Annotated in this window: 19 protein-coding genes and 1 pseudogene; 19 read left to right on the top strand and 1 reads right to left on the bottom strand. The window is 42.4% G+C overall.

Translation table 11 applies throughout. The features are described 5' to 3' along the window. Window positions 1-8: 8 nt before the first annotated feature. The 15 genes from SM123_RS06115 (at window position 9) to SM123_RS06045 (ending at window position 14,179) form a co-directional block, all read left to right on the top strand. Complete coding sequence (locus tag SM123_RS06115; protein WP_049522562.1) at window positions 9-1,277, top strand: dihydroorotase; 1,269 nt, start codon at window positions 9-11, stop codon at window positions 1,275-1,277. Window positions 1,278-1,291: 14 nt separating this feature from the next. Then, window positions 1,292-2,134, top strand: coding sequence for an SGNH/GDSL hydrolase family protein (locus SM123_RS06110; protein WP_049522561.1), 843 nt, complete (start codon window positions 1,292-1,294; stop codon window positions 2,132-2,134). Then, window positions 2,103-2,735 (top strand): YpmS family protein, encoded by a 633-nt coding sequence (locus tag SM123_RS06105; protein ID WP_320909223.1) that lies wholly within the window; start codon window positions 2,103-2,105, stop codon window positions 2,733-2,735. The genes SM123_RS06110 and SM123_RS06105 overlap by 32 nt, the downstream gene beginning before the upstream one ends. Before the next feature lie 561 nt (window positions 2,736-3,296). Continuing rightward, window positions 3,297-4,859 carry a 2-isopropylmalate synthase gene (locus SM123_RS06100; RefSeq protein WP_320909222.1) on the top strand — a complete coding sequence of 521 codons (1,563 nt, stop codon included), beginning with the start codon at window positions 3,297-3,299 and terminating at the stop codon, window positions 4,857-4,859. 12 nt (window positions 4,860-4,871) lie between these two features. Next, window positions 4,872-5,909 (top strand): 3-isopropylmalate dehydrogenase, encoded by a 1,038-nt coding sequence (gene leuB, locus SM123_RS06095; protein WP_320909221.1) that lies wholly within the window; start codon window positions 4,872-4,874, stop codon window positions 5,907-5,909. Between the two features lies 1 nt (window position 5,910). After that, window positions 5,911-6,180: a DUF1294 domain-containing protein gene (locus SM123_RS06090; protein WP_320909220.1), complete on the top strand. Its 270-nt coding sequence runs from the start codon at window positions 5,911-5,913 to the stop codon at window positions 6,178-6,180. 33 nt (window positions 6,181-6,213) lie between these two features. Beyond that, on the top strand, window positions 6,214-7,596 hold the full coding sequence (gene leuC, locus SM123_RS06085; RefSeq protein WP_023917999.1) for a 3-isopropylmalate dehydratase large subunit: 1,383 nt from the start codon (window positions 6,214-6,216) through the stop codon (window positions 7,594-7,596). 11 nt (window positions 7,597-7,607) lie between these two features. Then, window positions 7,608-8,198 (top strand): 3-isopropylmalate dehydratase small subunit, encoded by a 591-nt coding sequence (gene leuD, locus SM123_RS06080; protein ID WP_201090147.1) that lies wholly within the window; start codon window positions 7,608-7,610, stop codon window positions 8,196-8,198. A 98-nt stretch (window positions 8,199-8,296) separates the two neighbouring features. Further along, window positions 8,297-9,082 (top strand): L-threonylcarbamoyladenylate synthase, encoded by a 786-nt coding sequence (locus tag SM123_RS06075; RefSeq protein WP_201090146.1) that lies wholly within the window; start codon window positions 8,297-8,299, stop codon window positions 9,080-9,082. A 98-nt stretch (window positions 9,083-9,180) separates the two neighbouring features. Then, window positions 9,181-9,546 carry a hypothetical protein gene (locus SM123_RS06070; RefSeq protein WP_201090145.1) on the top strand — a complete coding sequence of 122 codons (366 nt, stop codon included), beginning with the start codon at window positions 9,181-9,183 and terminating at the stop codon, window positions 9,544-9,546. 56 nt (window positions 9,547-9,602) lie between these two features. Then, window positions 9,603-10,013, top strand: coding sequence for a hypothetical protein (locus SM123_RS06065; protein ID WP_320909219.1), 411 nt, complete (start codon window positions 9,603-9,605; stop codon window positions 10,011-10,013). 358 nt (window positions 10,014-10,371) lie between these two features. After that, a complete protein-coding gene (locus SM123_RS06060) occupies window positions 10,372-11,148 on the top strand; it encodes an SDR family NAD(P)-dependent oxidoreductase (protein WP_320909218.1) in 777 nt (258 codons plus the stop codon). Continuing rightward, the gene (locus SM123_RS06055; RefSeq protein WP_320909217.1) at window positions 11,145-12,287 is read left to right on the top strand and encodes a glycosyltransferase; all 1,143 of its coding nucleotides are present in this window, start codon (window positions 11,145-11,147) and stop codon (window positions 12,285-12,287) included. The genes SM123_RS06060 and SM123_RS06055 overlap by 4 nt, the downstream gene beginning before the upstream one ends. Continuing rightward, window positions 12,280-12,936, top strand: a complete 657-nt coding sequence (locus SM123_RS06050) for a hypothetical protein (RefSeq protein ID WP_320909216.1) — start codon at window positions 12,280-12,282, stop codon at window positions 12,934-12,936. Before SM123_RS06055 ends, SM123_RS06050 begins: the two co-directional genes overlap by 8 nt. Further along, window positions 12,896-14,179, top strand: coding sequence for a glycosyltransferase (locus SM123_RS06045; protein WP_320909215.1), 1,284 nt, complete (start codon window positions 12,896-12,898; stop codon window positions 14,177-14,179). The genes SM123_RS06050 and SM123_RS06045 overlap by 41 nt, the downstream gene beginning before the upstream one ends. 82 nt (window positions 14,180-14,261) lie before the next feature. On the opposite strand, the gene plsY is transcribed toward SM123_RS06045, so the two are convergent. After that, window positions 14,262-14,906 carry a glycerol-3-phosphate 1-O-acyltransferase PlsY gene (gene plsY / locus SM123_RS06040; RefSeq protein WP_320909214.1) on the bottom strand — a complete coding sequence of 215 codons (645 nt, stop codon included), beginning with the start codon at window positions 14,904-14,906 and terminating at the stop codon, window positions 14,262-14,264. 187 nt (window positions 14,907-15,093) lie between these two features. Here plsY and parE point away from each other — a divergent pair, with 187 nt between their 5' ends. The 4 genes and pseudogenes from parE to SM123_RS06020 form a co-directional block, all read left to right on the top strand. Further along, window positions 15,094-17,043: a DNA topoisomerase IV subunit B gene (gene parE / locus SM123_RS06035; protein ID WP_277839315.1), complete on the top strand. Its 1,950-nt coding sequence runs from the start codon at window positions 15,094-15,096 to the stop codon at window positions 17,041-17,043. A gap of 51 nt (window positions 17,044-17,094) precedes the next feature. Further along, a complete protein-coding gene (locus SM123_RS06030) occupies window positions 17,095-18,342 on the top strand; it encodes a YecA family protein (protein ID WP_320909213.1) in 1,248 nt (415 codons plus the stop codon). Between the two features lie 280 nt (window positions 18,343-18,622). Continuing rightward, a complete protein-coding gene (locus tag SM123_RS06025; protein ID WP_215195180.1) occupies window positions 18,623-18,997 on the top strand; it encodes a GNAT family N-acetyltransferase in 375 nt (124 codons plus the stop codon). A 66-nt stretch (window positions 18,998-19,063) separates the two neighbouring features. After that, window positions 19,064-19,282 (top strand): annotated as a pseudogene (locus SM123_RS06020) (GNAT family N-acetyltransferase); the annotation flags it as partial. Between the last annotated feature and the right edge of the window lie 15 nt (window positions 19,283-19,297).

Below are 19,297 nucleotides of genomic sequence, written 5' to 3'. Positions count from 1 at the left end.
AGAATGCAATGGTTGTCATTAAAAATGGTCGTGTCATGGATCCAAAGACCGGTTTGGATCAAGTCTGTGACCTTCGCATCGAAGGAAAGAAAATTGTAGAGATCGCTGAAAATCTCCCAACGGATGGACAAGAGGTCCTTGATGCGTCTGGTCTAGTGGTAGCTCCTGGTTTGATCGATGTGCACGTGCATTTCCGTGAACCCGGTCAAACCCATAAAGAAGACATCCATACAGGTGCTTTAGCAGCAGCTGCGGGTGGGTTTACCCGAGTGGTCATGATGGCTAATACCAATCCGACCATTTCAGATATTGCTACCTTAGAGGAAGTCTTAGCTTCTGCAGCCAAGGAAAATCTCCACATTCATACGGTTGCGACGGTGACCAAGAATTTTGACGGTCAACACCTGACAGATTTTGAGGGCTTGCTTAAGGCTGGTGCGGCTGGTTTTTCAGATGATGGGATTCCCCTTCAAAGCACCAAGGTTGTCCGTGAAGCCTTGGAAGAAGCTAAGCGTCTAGGAACCTTTATTAGTTTGCATGAAGAAGACCCTGAGTTGAATGGCATTCTTGGGTTGAATGAAAACATTGCCAAGGAACATTTCCATGTCTGTGGAGCGACGGGTGTGGCCGAATACTCGATGGCTGCGCGGGATGCCATGATTGCCCATGCGACAGGTGCCCACCTTCATATCCAACACCTTTCCAAGGAAGAAAGTGTCAAGGTGGTAGAATTTGCCCAAGGATTAGGAGCTCATGTGACGGCAGAAGTGGCACCTCAACACTTTTCGAAAACCGAGAGTCTCCTCTTAACAAAGGGAAGCAATGCCAAGATGAACCCACCTCTTCGCTTGGAATCTGACCGCCTAGCAGTGATTGAAGGCTTGAAGTCAGGCGTCATATCCGTAATTGCGACAGATCACGCGCCTCACCATGCGGATGAGAAGAATGTTCCTGATATTACCAAGGCACCATCTGGAATGACCGGTCTTGAAACCTCACTTTCTCTTGGTTTGACCTACTTGGTCCATGCAGGACATTTGAGCCTCATGCAATTGCTAGAAAAGATGTCCTATAATCCAGCACGTCTCTATGATTTTGATGCTGGCTATATCGCAGTGGATGGACCGGCAGATTTAACCATCTTTGATCCAGAAGCAGATCGTCTGGTATCGGATCATTTCGCTTCAAAAGCAGGCAATTCACCATTTGTAGGTGAAACATTAAAAGGAAAAGTTGCTTATACGATCTGTGATGGACAAGTGATTTTTCAAGGATAAGTGATCGTATTCATATGAATCTTAAAAAAATGATGCAAGGCTTGGTTTTCTTTTTAACCAGCCTTCTTGTCTTTGTCTTTCTATTTTGTGCTTTGCTACCAATTGCATCTCCTCGCATGACCAAGCCCAAAACGGCTGCGAAAGAAATCACCTATACTTATGTAGCTCTAGGGGATTCACTGACCGAAGGAGTAGGGGATAGCACCAAGCAAGGGGGCTTTGTGCCTATCCTTGCCCAAAGCCTGTCCAATGAAAATGACGGCCAGTACCAGCCTGTCAACTATGGAGTAGCTGGGAATACAAGTTCTCAGATCTTAGATCGGCTCAAGAAGCAAACAGATCTTCAGAAGGATCTCAAAAAGGCGCGTGTCATGACATTAACGGTTGGGGGAAATGATCTGCGCAAAGTAGTTGTTGATCATCTGAGTGATTTTTCTCTATCAGATATTCAAAAACCGCTCAAGAATTATACAGCGAACCTCAAAGAAATTATTACAAAGGCCAGAAAGGACAATCCCCATCTTCCCATTTATGTAGTGGGGATCTACAATCCTCTTTACCTGAATTTTCCTGAATTAACTAATATCCAGACGGCTGTCGATCGTTGGAATGAGACGACGGAAGAAACCATTGCGCAATTTGATCAGGTTTATTTCGTTCCGATCAATGACCTACTCTATAAAGGAATTGATGGCAAAATGGGCGTATCAGAAGTCAGTGACGGGAAGACAACCGTTATCAATGATGCCCTGTATGAAGAGGATAGTTTTCACCCCAACAATACGGGCTATGAAAAGATAAAACAAGCAATATTGGAGAAAATCAATGCCACGAAGAAAACTTGGAGTCAAAAATAATCCCATCAAAGAGAAGGTCCCCTTCCTTCAAAAAATCAATATTTGGAAATGGTTATTTTTAGGTTTAGTCAGCCTTCTCTTAGCCTTCGCTTTAGTTGTGCAAGGACGCTTAGCGACGCCAAGAGAAGATGTTAGCCAGCTTCATCAAGCAGTTGGCACCAAAGATGTCAAAGTTGGAACCATGACAACGACTCGGGATCAACTCAATGATACTATCAAATCGCTACTGAAAAAATATAAGCTGTCCGACTACAAGGTCTATGCGGACAATCAGCAAATCCTATTAGAAGGGCAGTTGAGTCTCTTAGGAAAGGAGTATCCCTTATATATTTACTTCCAACCATCCAAATTGGAAAATGGGAACATCCTCTTGACGGTGAAGGATTTTTCAGTTGGAACCTTTCAAATTCCACAAAAGATGGTCTTGCAGCTCTTGAGTAAAAATAAAAATATCCCAAAATTTGTTCAGATCTCAACCAAGCAGTCTACCATCACCATTGTATTGCCAGAAATTGACAATGACTTTGAAATCTATGTCAAGGCCAATACCATTGACCTCTATAATGACAAGATCGTTTTTGATTTGTATCAGAAGAAGTAGAGTAACAGGGTCTATTCAGATTGATGGAAAATTGTATTTTACATAAAACAACTAGAATGATGCTGCAAATAAAAACGATAGTTACTATTAGGCTTATTCAATAAATATTGAAACTTTCCGCCGTGAGAAAAGTGCTAGAAACACTTTTGTTTCTAGCACTCGGAATTATTGAGACCTTAGGCTCAATAATTAGTCATGGAACTTCTTTGAAGTTCGCTGACGTCCGTCTTCACCTAAGGAAAGTTTCTAAGATGACTTTATCTTCAATCTAACTAGAACTGAAAGCTTTATTTTGTTTCTATTCAAAAAATTCAGAATATTACAGAAAATTCTTGACATTGCTTTTTCCCTATGCTAAAATACTAAACAAGACATTGAACAAAGGAGAAAGTCAAACATGAAAACAGCTAAGTTTATTCAATTTGCTTTGTTGTTGAGGTATAAGGGCTAGTGCAGAAGCATTAGTCCTGTTTGGCTTACCAAGCGGGCAAAAACATCTCGCTTGGTTGACCGAGTGAGATGTTTTTCTTTATATCCACTACATAGAAATGAGGAGACCCTATGCGTAAAGTTGAATTTTTTGATACCAGCCTTCGGGATGGTGAACAGACTCCGGGAGTGAATTTTTCTATCAAAGAAAAGATTGCCATTGCAAAACAATTGGAAAAATGGGGCATTTCTGCTATTGAAGCAGGTTTTCCTGCAGCTAGTCCTGATTCCTTCACAGCTGTGCAAGAGATTGCCAAGGTCTTGACCAAGACAGCCGTGACAGGTTTGGCCCGTTCTGTCAAATCAGATATTGATGCTTGTTATGAAGCCTTGAAGGATGCTAAGTATCCACAAATTCACGTCTTTATCGCGACCAGTCCGATTCACCGGGAGTTTAAACTCAACAAGACCAAGGAAGAAATTCTTGAAGCGATCAAAGAGCACGTTTCTTACGCTCGCTCAAAATTTGAGATTGTTGAATTCTCGCCTGAAGATGCGACCCGGACAGAATTGGATTTCCTCTTGCAAGTCGTACAGACTGCAGTTGATGCTGGTGCTAGCTACATCAACATTCCTGATACAGTCGGTTTCACGACACCAGCGGAGTACGGTGCCATTTTCAAATACTTGATTGACCATGTCAAGACAGATCGCGAGATTATCTATTCCCCTCATTGCCATGATGACCTAGGAATGGCGGTGGCTAATAGCCTCGCTGCTGTTAAAAATGGTGCCCGTCGTGTCGAAGGAACCATCAATGGCATCGGGGAGCGGGCCGGCAATGCGGCACTTGAAGAAGTAGCGGTCGCTCTTAATATTCGCGAAGACTATTTCCAAGTGGAGAGTCCCATTGTCCTTAATGAAACCATCAACACCTCTGAGTTGGTTTCTCGTTACTCTGGGATTCCAATTCCTAAAAACAAGGCGGTTGTTGGTGGCAATGCCTTCTCACATGAGTCTGGTATTCACCAAGATGGCGTTCTTAAAAATCCTCTTACCTATGAAATCATCACCCCTGAGTTGGTAGGGGTTAAGAGCAATAGCCTTCCACTTGGTAAATTGTCTGGTCGCCATGCCTTTGTCGAAAAACTGCATGAGTTGGGACTGGATTTCACAGAAGAAGACATCAAGCCATTGTTTGCTAAGTTCAAATCTCTTGCAGACAAGAAACACGAGATCACAGATGCCGATATCCGCGCCCTTGTTGCCGGTACAGCAGTGGAAAATCCAGAAGGATTCCAATTTAACGATCTCCGCTTGACAACCAATGCAGACGAAACGATTACAGCAGCGGTTAGCCTCCGCAATGAAGAAGGGGAAGTACTTGAATTCCTTGCCAATGGTCAAGGGTCTGTTGAAGCGATCTTTAATGCAATTGATAAATTCTTCAACCAAACTGTTCGCTTGACCTCATACAATATCGATGCAGTGACTGATGGGATCGATGCCCAAGCCCGTGTCTTGGTATCCGTGGAAAATGTTGATACAGATACGATTTTCAATGCCTCTGGTTTGGACTTCGACGTATTGAAAGCCTCTGCCATCGCTTATATCAATGCTAACACGCTGGTTCAAAAAGAGAATGCGGGTGAGATGGGACGAGCTGTCTCCTACCGTGATCTTCCACAAGCCTAAGAGGAACTGAACATGACAAAGAAAATTGTAACACTTGCAGGAGATGGGATTGGCCCTGAGATCATGGCAGCTGGACTAGAGGTCCTCGCAGCCGTTGCTCCCAAAATTGGCTTTGATTATAGCCTAGAAGACAAACCTTTTGGGGGTGCTGGAATTGATGCCGCTGGCCACCCACTTCCCCAAGATACTCTAAAAGCAGCTAAAGGAGCGGATGCTATACTTCTCGCAGCCATCGGGAGTCCTGAGTATGACAATGCTCCTGTTCGTCCCGAACAAGGCCTGCTCGCTATTCGCAAGGAATTAAACCTCTTTGCCAATATTCGTCCTGTACGGATTTTTGACGCCTTGAAACACTTGTCTCCTTTGAAGCCAGAGCGTATTGAGGGGGTCGACTTCGTGGTCGTGCGTGAATTGACAGGTGGGATTTACTTTGGAGAGCATATCTTGAAAGAAGATACAGCGCGTGATATCAATGATTACAGTGCAGAAGAAATCCGTCGGATTATGCGCCAAGCCTTCAAGATCGCGCAAGGACGTGGTAAGAAAGTGACCAGTATCGATAAGCAAAATGTCCTTGCAACGTCTAAATTGTGGCGCCAAGTGGCAGAAGAAGTTGCCAAAGAATTTCCAGATGTGACTTTAGAGCACCAGCTTGTCGATAGTGCGGCCATGATCATGATTACCAATCCAGCCCGCTTTGATGTTGTAGTGACAGAGAATCTATTTGGAGATATCCTATCTGACGAATCCAGCGTCCTTCCTGGAACACTAGGTGTGATGCCATCTGCCAGTCGTTCTGACCAAGGACCAAGTATGTACGAACCGATTCATGGTTCAGCACCTGATATTGCTGGTCAAGGCATTGCCAATCCGATTTCCATGATCCTGTCCGTTGCTATGATGCTCCGAGACAGTTTTGGAGAAACAGCAGGTGCAGAAATGATCGAGGAAGCCGTCAATCAAACCTTGAATCAAGGAATCTTGACACGAGACTTAGGTGGTCAGGCTTCTACTGCAGAGATGACTGCAGCCATTATTGGGAATCTCTAAGATGACTTGGAGAGATCGCTGTTTAGTTGTTATTGCTATTTGGAATAGTATCGTATTTCTGACCTATGGTTTAGATAAACGAAAAGCTATCCAAAACAGGTGGCGGATTCCTGAAAAGGTCCTGTTACTTGAGAGCTGGCTGCTTGGTGGATTCGGAGCTCTACTAGGTGGATATCTCTTTCACCACAAGGTGCGGAAATGGTATTTTCAAGCCACCTGGTGGGGCAGTAGCCTTCTTTTAGCAGGTGCCCTCTTTCTAATCCTTCAATAGATTTCCTAACAAGAAGATAAATGGAGAAAGACGATGAGTGGAAAATCTATCTTTGATAAACTTTGGGACCGCCACGTGATTACAGGAGTGGAAGGGCAACCCCAACTCATGTATGTGGACCAACACTACATCCACGAAGTGACAAGTCCGCAAGCCTTTCAAGGATTACGGGATGCAGGACGTAAGGTCCGACGACCTGATTTAACCTTTGGAACCTTTGATCACAATGTTCCAACGGTCAATATTTTTGATATTCGAGATGTGATTTCAAAAGCCCAGATTGATAAATTAGCTGAGAATGTGGTGGACTTTGGGATTGATCATGCTGCCCATGGTTCTGCTAAGCAAGGGATCGTTCATATGGTGGGGCCTGAAACCGGTCGGACCCAGCCTGGGAAATTTATTGTCTGTGGAGACAGCCATACCGCAACCCACGGAGCCTTTGGTGCCATTGCCTTTGGGATTGGAACCAGTGAAGTGGAGCATGTCTTTGCTACCCAAACCATCTGGCAAGTCAAACCCAAAAAAATGTTGGTTGAATTCACCGGAACCCCACAAAAAGGGATCTATTCAAAGGATTACATCCTAGCTTTGATAGCGCGCTACGGTGTTGCTTGTGGAGTTGGCTATGTCGTAGAGTATCGGGGAGAAGCAATTGATCGTTTGACTATGGAAGAACGCATGACCATCTGTAACATGTCGATCGAGTTCGGGTCCAAAATGGGGATCATGAATCCAGATGAGACGACCTTTGACTACCTCCGGGGACGCGAATGTGTGCCAGATGATTTTGAGGCCGCAGTAGCAGATTGGAAGACTCTGGTTAGTGATGACGATGCCGTTTATGACAAGGTCATCCGTATGGATGTATCTGATCTTGCTCCGATGGTGACTTGGGGGACCAATCCTTCTATGGGAGTGGACTTCGAGACTCCTTTTCCAGAGATTCGCGACATGAATGATGAACGGGCTTATCATTATATGGATCTTGAACCTGGCCAAAAACCAGCAGACATTGAATTAGGCTATATCTTTATCGGTTCTTGTACCAATGCGCGTCTCAGCGATTTGGAGTTGGCAGCCAAGTTTGTGAAAGGCAAAAAAATTGCGCCAAACTTAACTGCTATTGTGGTACCTGGCTCTCGTCCGGTTAAGCAAGCCGCCGAAAAATTAGGCTTAGACAAGATCTTCATGGATGCGGGCTTTGAATGGCGTGATCCAGGATGCTCGATGTGTCTAGGAATGAACCCAGACAAGGTTCCAGATGGGGTCCACTGTGCCTCTACTAGCAACCGGAACTTCGAAGACCGCCAAGGATTTGGGGCTAAGACCCATCTCTGTAGCCCAGCAATGGCCGCTGCAGCAGCAATAGCTGGTCGCTTTGTCGACGTGCGCCAGATGCCAGAAGTCGAGTAAAAGGAGGAAGCATGGAGAAATTTACCATTTATACGGGAACTACGGTTCCCTTGATGAACGATAATATTGATACCGACCAGATCCTCCCCAAGCAATTCTTAAAGTTGATTGATAAAAAAGGCTTTGGGAAATACCTCATGTATGCTTGGCGCTATTTGGATGACCAGTATACCGAGGATCCAGATTTTATCTTTAACAAGCCAGAATACCGCAAGGCAACCATTTTGATCACTGGTGACAATTTTGGGGCTGGATCCTCTCGGGAGCACGCAGCCTGGGCTTTAGCTGATTATGGCTTTAAAGTCGTTATCGCCGGATCCTTCGGAGATATCCATTACAATAATGAACTCAATAATGGCATGCTACCGATTGTCCAACCACTAGAGGTTCGTCAACAATTGGCAAGTTTGAAGCCGACAGATCCAGTGACAGTAGATTTGGAAGAGCAGAAGATCATCTCGCCTGTAGGAGAGTTTCGCTTTGAGATCGATCAAGATTGGAAGCACAAATTGCTCAACGGCTTGGATGATATCGGGATTACGCTTCAGTACGAAGACTTGATCGTAGCTTATGAGAAGAACCGGCCAGCTTACTGGCAATGATAAAATTGTATACCGAATTACGAATTTTCTGAAAATATATTGAATTTGAGACTATTTTTTGATACAATACTAAAAAGAATAGAAAAGGAAAGAGACTTATGACAAAACACATTCAATGGGACGGAACACTTTCACAAGAAGGATTTGACATTCTTAAAGGAGAGGGTGGCTGTATCGTCTGCCCTACCAAAGTCGGCTACATCATTATGACCAGCGACAAAGCTGGCTTGGAACGGAAGTTTGAAGCTAAAGAACGCAACCGTAACAAACCAGGTGTGGTTCTTTGCGGAAGTATGGATGAACTTCGTGCCCTTGCGCAATTGAATCCTGAAATCGAAGCCTTCTACCAAAAACATTGGGATGAAGATATCTTGCTTGGTTGTATCCTTCCTTGGCGTGAAGATGCCTATGCAAAATTGCAAGCCTTCGGAGATGGACGTGAAGAACTCATGACAGACGTTCGTGGAACTTCATGCTTTGTCATCAAATTTGGTAAAGCTGGTGAGCAAATCGCCAAAGAAATGTGGGAAAAAGAAGGCAAGATGGTTTACGCTTCTTCAGCCAACCCTTCCGGTAAAGGAAACCGCGGGAAGGTCGAAGGAATCGGTGAGCGCATCGAAGGTGCCGTTGACTTGGTTATCGAAGCCGATGATTATGTAGCTTCTATCCAACCAGACAAGACCATTGAAACTCGCTATGAACAAGGTGTGATGGTTTCTATGGTTGATGCCGAAGGAAATCTCATCCCAGAACAAGGAGCAGGTAGCCGTTCTGTCAATACTTGTCCAGTTGTGATCCGTAAAGGATTGGATATCGATAAAATCATGATGCACTTATCTGATCATTTCAACTCTTGGAACTATCGCCAAGGGGAATACTATTAAGAAACAGAAAAAGCATTCCATTTGGGATGCTTTTTTTGTGAAAGGATAAAAGATGGTATAATAGAGTCAAACGATGTTCCAGTAGAAGGGGAAGTGGTATGGTCTCCAGAAAAGCATTTATCGATAAAGCCAATCAGGAAGGTTTTTCTTTCAACATCCAAATCCCATGGTGGACGTACAATAACTTCAAGTCATTGGTTTGGAGAAAAAGGCTCTCTGAGGAGCAACTCTATCAGATCTTTCTTTTACTTTGTAGAGAGGTAGAAGACCGGCAAAAGCAAGCTGTAGCGGATAAGAGAAAGTATCAGACCGGATTTTATGTAGTGGCATGCAATGGTCGCGAATTTCGCTTTGAGTTTGCTTTTAAAAAGAACCAAGAACTAAGAGTTTATAATTTATTTGAGACCGTCAATGGTCGCAAGAAACTCACCCTGATGGACCTGCTTGATTACATAATGGATTGACTGTGTATAGAAACAATAAGGGTTCACTACAAATTGATAAAAGAAAGAGTAGTTCTATGATTTCAAGAGATGCATTTTTAGAAAGAATCAACCAAGAGGGATTCTCATTTAGCATTGAAATCCCGCGCAGAAATTTTTCGGATTTTACATCATTAGTTCGGAGAAGAAGAATTTCAGAAGAAGCCCTCTATCAGCTGTTTTATAACTATTGTCAGGAGCTAGAAAACTGTTTGAAAGAAGCAGGGGAGAAACGACGCTTGCTCTTCAATAAGTTTCCAGTTAGCCCCGTTCATGATAAATATAAAACGAAATATGATACAGTGGCACCCAACGGACGCGAATTCCGCTTTGAGTTTGTATTTAGCAATGACAATCGTTTAAAAGTTTATCATCTTATCGAAACTGTTAATGGTCGTAGGAAAAAAACTCCTATGGAAATACTGATGGACCTAGTCGATGCTTTATAGTGGATACTGATCTAAGAGAAATCTTATGAGATACCTATTTCTTCTTGATTCCATTGGGCCTAGTAACTATAATGAATGAGTTTAATAAAGCTACAGGTAGACTCTTATTCCTCTGCTTGTTTGCTCTTACTTTTTCATGTTGGTACTATTTGTAATCATCACAGCTATTAAACCGACCTTTCCTATTTGATCGCCTAATAGCTAGTAGTTATCGAAGTACGGTTGGGAAATAGACAAAAGACAAAAAAGGACTCTATTTTTACGTTAGAGACCTTTTTGACAAGTAGGGGTTGAACTGTAAAGCTGGAGAATGGTAGTAAGAGTTTTCTAACTGGTTGAAATTTGGTACACTAGAGCTATGAAGATAGAAGATACTATTAAAAAAGCAATCATTTTAGGAGCTACAGGAGGGATTGGCCGGCAGCTAGCGAAAGAACTGGCAAGAAGTCTGGAGCATCTGGTCTTAGTGGGTCGTGATGCTGACAAACTCTCCCAAGTTCAAAAGGAACTAACTGGGAGCAAGGCGCAACTGTCAATCCTAACGTTAGATATGCTAGATCAAGTAGCCCTAGAAGCTTTTGTAGAGAACCTAGATGCAGATCTTCTTGTCAATTGTGCGGGACTAGCCTATTTTTCCCTAGGATGTGTCCTTGATTCAGCCAGTGAGCAAGACCTCTGGCAGCTCAACTACCATAGTCCAGTCCAGCTAATCAAGCAGGTGGTGCAAAAGAATCAGAATATCAAGCTGGTCCAGCTGTCTTCGTTGGCAGCTCTTTTTCCTCATCCCTATCTAGCAGCCTACAGTGCTAGCAAGGCTGCCTTGCAGACCTACACTCTTGCTCTCCAGGAGGAACTGAGGCAATCAGATTCCCAGGTCCAGCTAGGTCTCTATATTCTTGGACCAGTCCAAACAGCTATTTTTCCTCCCAAACTAGTAGAAGCATTGGGAGGTGGTAGCTTGCAGATGAAGCCTGAGAAAGTCGCTCAGCAGTTGATCCGATTTATAGAAAGGGATACTTCCTATGCGATTATCGGGCTTCGCTATCGCTTGCTAGTTTGGCTAGGTCGCTTGCTTCCCCAAAGGTGGATCATCCGTCTCCTTGCTATATATTTAAAAAAGGGACTGAATAGATGAAATTTGTATTTATATTTTTAGCCGTTACTTATCTTCTCTTATTTCTCATCCGTTGGTTGCTGTCCTTCACTTATTATAAAAAAAGTCAGGCTCATATTGCGGACTTCCCAGAAGAGCTTTTTACGGTGGTCCAACCCATCCTCTCAGGGGATCCTCGTTTAGAGAGTGATTTGCGGGCCAATCTCCAGCAAACTGAAGCAGTAGAATTCTACTGGTTGATTGATCAGTCTGATATAGAAGCCCAACGAGTAGCAGATCAGATTTGCCAAGAGGCTTCCTTTGCCCAACGAATTCGTACCTTTCTCATTGAAGACGTCCCTCAGGGGATTAATCCCAAGAGTTACAAGATTGAGCAGGTTGTAGAAGAGCTGACCCGGCCTTATCTGATTGTTTTGGACGATGATAGTGTGATTGATTTTTCTAAAATGGGTGAGCTAACTGACTATCTGGGTCAAGAGGTCATTCTGACAGGCATTCCCTATAACCAGGAGAGAAGCAATTTCTGGTCTAAGCTGGTCGCAGCATTTGTTAATGGCAATTCTTTTATTACCTATTTTACCATGGCAGAAGTTGAGGCGAATCACTCCATCAACGGGATGTTCTATATCCTACCGGTAGAACTTGCAAAAGACCAGGGGCTCTTCACAGCGATTAAGGATTTTCTATGTGATGATTTAGCCGTGGCCGATTTTTTAAGGAGTAAAGGAGTATCCATTATCCAAACAAGGGTCACCTGTAATGTTCGAACGACTATCAAGGATGCCAAGCAATATTTGCTCCAGATGAAGCGTTGGCTTCTCTTTAGCTCTATCTATCTCAAAGAACACCTGGATTGGAAGCTGTTTAGTCTCATAGGTTTACCGAGTTTTCTACCTCTTCCAACTTTGATCTTAAGTCTTTTTTTAGGTTGGCCGTATTTTCTTCTAGTATTGGGCTTACTGGGATTCAAGGCAGTATGGATGCTCCTCTATCGACAAAGCATCCTATCCAATCGCCTACACTTGGATGAAGTCATCTACGAAGTGCTGAATGATCTCCTGCTTCCTTGGCTGTTTATCTATGTTCTGGTGACTCCTCCTGTGATTAATTGGCGGGGGCGAAAGATTCGTGTGACGGACGGAAAGATTCGTTATGAGTAAGATGAAGTCCTATCTAGATCGCTTGTCTGATTTATCTCTTGATCAGACCATGCTAGACTCTAATCGCTTGGTCCTCTTTCTCAGTGGGAGCAGTGACTACTCCTGTGCCGGACTGACAGCAGGACAACTGGAACTCCTCTATGCGATTTGTCCATCAGGTTATAGAGTAGTAGAGAGTAATTTCCCCTTCAATCAAGATTTTGAACATATAAAATTTCCTCAAGTATCCCTAATGTCGGCCTCTGCATCCAATATCATCTACTATTGGCATACGATTTTGAACCCTCGCTTTCAAAAGCTCTTACAACAACACTTGTTTCCCTTGCTGGAAGTGCAGGAGGTGGTTCTTGTTTGTAAGAGTTCAGGGGTCAATATGCTGACGCAGTGGCTTAGAAGTGTAGGGAAGGAGGTATCCTTGCCAAGGTTGCGCGTGATAGCGCTTGGCCCTGTTTCCCAGCTTCTCTTACGTCAAAAGGAGGTAGAGGCATTGGTTATCAAAGGCAAAAAAGATCCTTATTCACGAATTTTGGACCGCCATTCAGCGAATATCCAAGTGGATACGGATCATTATAGCTATGAATACAGAGAAGATGTGAAAGGAATCATTTATGACTGGATTAGACAAAGTGATAAAAATCGATGTGATTAGCGTCCCCTTTAGTGGTCATTTATTTCCGACTTTGACTTTGGTCAAGCCCTTGCTGGAGGATCCTCGTTTTCAGGTTCGAGTCATCACAGGTTTTCAAAAAAAGGAATTGGTCGAGCAGATTGGTTTTGACTGCCTTGCCTTGTTTCCTGACCGTCCGACAGTCATGGAAGATATAGCCAATACAGCCAAGCAAGCAAATCTCTTTATCATGTACCAACAATTAGGGGCTAATAGCAAACTGATTCCTGAAGTTTTCAACGAGATAAATCGAATTTGGGACTCTGAAGGACAACCAGACTTGATTATTGCAGATTTTGTAGCCGCTCCTGCTGGAGTTTTAGCAGATCGTTTGGGCATTCCCTGGATTACGACCATTCCAAGTCCGGTAGCGATTGAAAGTCGCACGACTACCCCTGCATATCTAGGAGGATGGAAACCGCACCAAGGGACCTTCTACAAGTGGAGAGATGCTCTGGGTAGGCAAGTCATCCGTCTGGCAAAGAAAGTTGGGTTTGCGCTGGTTAAGAAGAATCTGGATACCATAAAGGATTTTAAACTCTACCGTGAAGATGGGACAGAAGGGGTCTATTCTCCCTATTCAATCTTGGCTCTGGGCATGAAAGAGTTGGAGTTTCGAGACGATTTTCCTTCCCAGCTTAAATGGGTTGGTTATCGCTGTCTCTCTTTTGATCGACTTCCTCAAGAACAGAAACAGTATTTTACGAGTTCTAAAAAGCGGGTCCTCGTTACCTGTGGCACTCATTTAAAATGGGAAAAAGAGCGGATGGTGGAGTTGGCAAAGCTTTTGAGCCAAGAACATCCTGACTATGTCTTTTACGTAACCCTAGGCGACCCGAGTGGTTTGGAGCATCCACCAAGGATGTTGTCAGATAATCTTCTGATTTTTGATTACCTCCCTTATTCAGATGTTCTGGATCAAATGGACTTTGCCATTCATCATGCAGGTGCTGGGATTTTGATGGGATGTATCGAAGAGGGGATTCCTAGTCTGATTTTGCCCCAGGACTATGACCAGTTTGACAATGCGGTTCGGGCTGAGTTATTCCAAGTAGGATTGGTATCTCGTAAAAAGACAGATTCCGAAGTTTTGCGCTTATTTAATGAATTGGTTTCTCGGGAAGATTGGTCGCACCTAAAGGATCTGGCTCAGAAAAGCAAAGCCTACCAGCCAACAAAGATTCTTTATCAAGAAATTGAGAGACTCCTGAAAGTGAAGTTATAAAAGAAAGAGAAGGGAGAGACTCCTATTTGCTTTCTTCCAGAGATCTTCTATTTAATGAATATAAAAAACTAGAGCGCCTGCTCTAGTTTTTTGGTTGTTGATGGGTGATGTTCTTTCCCCAAGGGATGAGATTTTCTTTTTTCTCTTTGATCCGTTGGATATTGTCCTTGTGTCGTAGAATGATCAAGGTAGCTAAGGCCAAGACAATGATTGTAAAAAGTGGATCATAGTTGTGCAAGATCCATCCAGTCAAAGGGAGAAGGAGGACCGATAGAATTGCGAGTAGCGCAACGGTAACACTCGAAAACGAAATCATACTGGTTAAATACAGGCTAGCTACAAAATAAACAGCTAAAATGAGAAGCAGGATAGGCGAGAAACCAAGTAAGACACCAGCACTCGTCGCCACTGCTTTTCCACCCTTGAATCCAGCAAAAATTGGGAAAGTGTGTCCCAAAACGGCTAAGAGACCAAAGACCATCGGCGAGATCCCCTGAATTCCAAAGAAAGTCGGAAGGAGAACGGCCAAAGTTCCTTTCAAGAAATCAATCGCAAAGACAATGATTCCAGCTTTCTTCCCTAAAATCCGAAAGGTATTGGTCGTTCCTGTATTGCCCGAGCCATGTTCCCGTAAATTAATATGGAAAAAGATTTTCCCAATCCATAATCCCGAAGGAATGGAGCCTAACAGATAGGCTAAAATTAAAACACTTATTTCTTTTATCATACTTTCATTATATCAAAAAGCCAACGATAGAAAAAGCAATTTCTGGAGTTCAAGTGTGACATCTGAAGAAAGTGTCCAGCCAGCTTTTTGTACTGAGATATAGAAATCTCCATATAAAGAGAAAAAATTTTGCAAAATTTCCTAAAAAACTGTAATATAGAAAAGATGAACAAACAGGAGGTTCCTTGTGGCAAAAAAGGAAATCAATATTAATAATTATAATGACGATGCCATTCAGGTACTAGAAGGGTTGGATGCGGTCCGTAAACGTCCAGGGATGTATATCGGATCGACCGACGGAAATGGCTTGCATCACATGGTCTGGGAGATCGTGGATAATGCGGTCGATGAAGCCTTGTCTGGCTTTGGCTCACAAATCGATGTTACGATTAATAAAGATGGTTCTCTATCGGTAGAAGACCAGGGACGTGGAATGCCGACCGGGATGCATGCTATGGGTAAACCAACCGTTGAGGTGATCTTTACGGTCCTCCACGCCGGAGGTAAGTTTGGTCAAGGAGGCTATAAGACATCTGGAGGTCTTCACGGAGTGGGATCTTCTGTCGTCAATGCCCTTTCTAGCTGGCTAGAGGTAGAAATTACACGTGATGGAGCTGTCTACAAGCAACGTTTTGAAGATGGGGGAAAACCAGTTACGACCCTTGAAAAGATTGGCTCTGCTCCCAAGTCTAAGACAGGGACCAAGGTCACCTTTATGCCAGATCCAACCATCTTTTCAACGACAGATTTCAAATTCAATACCATTGCTGAGCGAATCAAAGAATCAGCCTTCTTGCTGAAGGACGTGACGCTGACGCTGACCGATCTCCGTAAGGAAGAAGACAACCATGTGGCCTTTCATTATGAAAATGGTGTCCAAGATTTCGTAGAGTACTTGAACGAAGACAAGGAAACTTTGACACCGGTTCTCTACTTTAGTGGCGAATCAGATGGGTTTCAGGTAGAAGTGGCTATGCAATACAATGATGGCTACTCAGATAATATCTTGTCCTTCGTTAATAATGTCCGCACTAAAGATGGGGGAACCCACGAGACAGGTCTGAAGACAGCCATTACCAAGGCTATGAACGACTATGCAAGAAAGACAGGACTCCTCAAAGAAAAAGACAAGAATCTGGAAGGATCAGACTACCGTGAAGGTTTGTCTGCTGTTCTCTCTATCCTGGTTCCAGAAGCTCATTTGCAGTTTGAAGGGCAAACCAAAGACAAATTAGGAAGTCCCTTGGCTCGTCCAGTAGTCGATAGCATTGTTTCTGATAAATTGACCTTCTTCCTCATGGAAAATGGGGAATTGGCTTCTAATCTCATTCGTAAGGCTATTAAAGCCCGGGATGCGCGTGAAGCCGCTCGTAAAGCGCGGGATGAAAGCCGAAATGGCAAGAAGAGTAAAAAGGACAAGGGACTTTTGTCTGGGAAATTGACACCAGCCCAGTCTAAAAATCCTAAGAAAAACGAACTCTATCTAGTCGAAGGAGACTCAGCCGGCGGTTCTGCCAAACAAGGGCGGGACCGTAAGTTCCAAGCGATTCTTCCACTTCGTGGGAAGGTTCTTAATACTGAGAAGGCCAATATGAGTGATATCCTCAAAAACGAGGAGATCAACACCATGATCTACACCATCGGTGCTGGCGTTGGGGCAGATTTCTCAGTGGAAGACGCCAACTACGATAAGATCATTATCATGACCGATGCGGATACGGATGGTGCCCACATTCAAACCCTCCTCTTAACCTTCTTCTATCGCTATATGCGCCCTTTGGTAGAAGCAGGGCATGTCTACATTGCACTTCCTCCTCTTTATAAGATGTCGAAAGGCAAAGGCAAGAAAGAAGAAGTAGCCTATGCTTGGACAGATAGCGAATTAGAAGAGTTGCGTCGGACCTTTGGCCGTGGAGCAACCCTCCAACGGTACAAAGGGTTGGGGGAAATGAATGCGGATCAGCTTTGGGAAACGACCATGAATCCAGAAACTCGTACCCTGATCCGTGTTACCATTGATGATTTAGCGCGTGCAGAACGCCGTGTTTCCGTCCTTATGGGTGATAAGGCTGCACCACGTCGTCAATGGATTGAAGATAACGTTAAGTTTACCTTGGAAGAAACGACTGCGTTTTAAGGAGTGTGATGCAAAAAAAATAAATATACATTATAGAAAGGATGGGGAGAGGTGTCTATCGGTAGAAACGATAAATGTCCATGCAATTCAGGCAAAAAATACAAACATTGCCATTTGAAAATAGAGAAGTTACTAAAACAAATGGAACGAGACAATCTTCGTGATATTTCGGAAGGTGAGAGAAAACAGCTTCAATCCCATGATAGAAATAGAGTTAAGCAATTTTTCGATTCTAAAGGAAAAAAGTGCCTGTATTCCAACTGTGATAGAAAACCGATTAAATCACATACTTTTCCTAGAAATATATTAGAAAAGCAGATTGCAAGAAAATCTGATAATGGATATTCGGTTTTTTCAACTGATATAAAAAATATTATTAGCAATCTTCAAAATCCTAGATTATATAGAGAATTATTTTATGAAGTCAATATAAATAGTGCTGGAACTATGCCACTTTTTTGTAAAGAACATGACAGTCAGATTTTTTCGCCAATAGAAACTTTTAACCCCCTGCCTACTGAAAAACAATATATATTTTTATATGCTTATCGTTTCTTTTTATACCATTTTTCTAAAGAAAAATATGCCTTGATAGATTACCATGATGTGATTGCTTCAGAAAAAGGAGTAGGCAAATCACTTTCTTTAGTTACAAGACATAAAAGAAATTCTATTTATGCTAATGCAACAAAAATTGCAAACACTAAAACAAACATAACAAATTTAGATGTATTAAAGATTAAATTTGATCAAGTAATGAATCATACTCTACCAAGTGATGCTGAAATTGATAAACATTTTAAAGTATACGTTTATAAATTGAAAAACGATATTAAGTGGTGCGGTGCCGGCTGTACAGAGTTTTCTTATAACGATACTGGCATTATAAATCATTTAGGTTGCAGTTTTGGTTTAATCCCACAAAATAGTGATTTTCCAGCATATTTTTATTGTGTTGTACCAAACGAAGAAAATGATTATTTGAAAGATAAATTGCTGAAGTTACTTAATGATAAGTATGATAGTTATAAGAACGAAAAAGATACTGCTTCTTTTGAAAATATTATAAAATATTACATCTTTGATAGTTCAGAAAATATTATAATTTCTCCTGATATTATTGATGAATTGAGGGAGAAAGAAATTTGGTTTAATATTGAAAAAGGTAAACTTTTAAAAAATAGCCAATATGAATGGCTTTTAAAAGCGAATAATCTATTATGTCAAGTCAAAGGAGAACAGAACAAGGAAGTACGCAATATTGTGTATAATATACTGGAAACAATCGAATTGTTTTAAAAAACGGATAGATTGGACTCATCAAATTTCAAATCACCAGAATTTCTGACAAGCTTACTAGGGTTAAAGTGAAGTCGCCAGTTTTTCTGACGGTGTGCTTTAGAGCAAATTCTGTTTGGCAGAAAATCCGGCGAGTGTTTTTTGAGTAAAAGACGAACGTTTATTTTTCTTGCGAGCAGTTTTAAATCAAAAAAACTTTTCAGAAAATCAGGAAAGGTAAAAAAAGGAATTAAAGTTAAAATAAAAAAATTTAGGAGATTATAGATTGGGGGAATAGAAGATGATTATCAGACCTGCAAGCAGAAAAGATTGTCAGGCTATTTATAGCCTTTATAAAAGTGAAAAATGGCTTTCTTTCACAGAGGAAAAAGTGAGATCTCTATTTTCAACAAATCTGTCTCATTACTTGGTGCTTGAAGAGGACCAGAAAATCCTTGGCTTTGCCCGTTATCTGACGGATGAAGTGCTGACGACCTTTTTAGCTGAAATAATTATTGATAAATCCCACCGCAGAAAAGAACTGGGACAGCAGCTGATTGAGGAGATCCATAAAAAATATCCTTTAACACGGATTGAATTAATATCTGAAGCAGATGGATTTTATCGGGCAATAAGTTTTAAGCCTGTTGGCACAGGATTTAGAAAATCTGAATGAACGGAGACAGCCAATGACGCTTGACAACAAACTGGGTCTGACAGATTCGCTTGAACTAGCCAAGATGGTTATGCGACGGAGGTTGCCCAACCCTGTCTAGACTTTGTTTTTCAGCAATCTAGCTTGTCATAAGTTTACTCTTTTACATCCTTACTCAATCAACTTTCGCAAAAAGTCATGCAAAAACTGAGCATGGAATTTGTCGAAGAATTTGATAATGAAAAAGTTCCAGCAGACAGTCCGCTTTATAGACATGTCCTCTACAGAATCAAGAGTTTCCACTAAAAAGGCAGGTATTCC

Origin of the sequence: Streptococcus sp. S5, assembly GCF_034134805.1 — a bacterium.
Classification (GTDB): domain Bacteria; phylum Bacillota; class Bacilli; order Lactobacillales; family Streptococcaceae; genus Streptococcus; species Streptococcus lingualis.
Note: the sequence above shows the minus strand (reverse complement) of the source record. Positions and strands in the feature narration are given on the sequence as shown.